Source organism: Bailinhaonella thermotolerans (assembly GCF_003594875.1).
In the GTDB taxonomy this organism is placed as follows: domain Bacteria; phylum Actinomycetota; class Actinomycetes; order Streptosporangiales; family Streptosporangiaceae; genus Bailinhaonella; species Bailinhaonella thermotolerans.
The window spans coordinates 1-1207 of sequence record NZ_QZEY01000052.1; the positions used below are offsets into that span (position 1 = coordinate 1).

Sequence of the window (1207 nt, forward strand, 5' to 3'; positions counted from 1 at the left end):
GTCCGGCGGCGTCCTACTCTCCCACACCCCTTCGAGTGCAGTACCATCGGCGCTGACGGGCTTAACTTCCGGGTTCGGAATGTGACCGGGTGTTTCCCACATCGCTATGGCCGCCGAAACAAACTTCGACCCTTGCTTGAGGATCGTATAGTGGACGCGAACATCTCAAAATTTGAGGTGTGGTCAAGCCCTCGGCCTATTAGTACCAGTCAACTCCACACCTTACGATGCTTCCATCTCTGGCCTATCAACCCAGTGGTCTACTGGGGGCCTTACCCCATCACGTGGGTGGGAGACCTCATCTTGAGGTGGGCTTCCCGCTTAGATGCTTTCAGCGGTTATCCCGTCCGAACGTAGCCAACCAGCCGTGCTCCTGGCGGAACAACTGGCACACCAGAGGTCCGTCCGTCCCGGTCCTCTCGTACTAGGGACAGCTCCTCTCAAGTCTCCTGCGCGCGCAGCGGATAGGGACCGAACTGTCTCGCGACGTTCTAAACCCAGCTCGCGTACCGCTTTAATGGGCGAACAGCCCAACCCTTGGGACCTACTCCAGCCCCAGGATGCGACGAGCCGACATCGAGGTGCCAAACCATCCCGTCGATATGGACTCTTGGGGAAGATCAGCCTGTTATCCCCGGGGTACCTTTTAGCCGTTGAGCGACACCACTTCCACACGTCGGTGCCGGATCACTAGTCCCAGCTTTCGCTCCTGCTCGACATGTCTGTCTCACAGTCAAGCCCCCTTGTGCACTTACACTCGCCACCTGATTGCCAACCAGGCTGAGGGAACCTTTGGGCGCCTCCGTTACCCTTTAGGAGGCAACCGCCCCAGTTAAACTACCCACCAGACACTGTCCCTGATCCGGATCACGGACCCAGGTTAGACATCCGAAACGACCAGAGTGGTATTTCACCAATGACTCCACCCGCACTAGCGTGCCGGCTTCACCGTCTCCCACCTATCCTACACAAGACGTTCCAAACACCAATGTCAAGCTATAGTGAAGGTCCCGGGGTCTTTCCGTCCTGCTGCGCGAAACGAGCATCTTTACTCGTAGTGCAATTTCGCCGGGTCTGCGGTTGAGACAGCGGGGAAGTCGTTACGCCATTCGTGCAGGTCGGAACTTACCCGACAAGGAATTTCGCTACCTTAGGATGGTTATAGTTACCACCGCCGTTTACCGGCGCTTAGATTCTCAGCTTCGCG

2 rRNA genes are annotated in these 1207 nt (G+C 57.2%); both read right to left on the bottom strand.

Going from position 1 to position 1207, the window contains the following annotated elements:
• A 5S ribosomal RNA gene (gene rrf, locus D5H75_RS40695) occupies positions 1–118 on the bottom strand.
• A gap of 61 nt (positions 119–179) precedes the next feature.
• Positions 180–1207 (bottom strand): 23S ribosomal RNA (locus tag D5H75_RS40700); the annotation flags it as partial.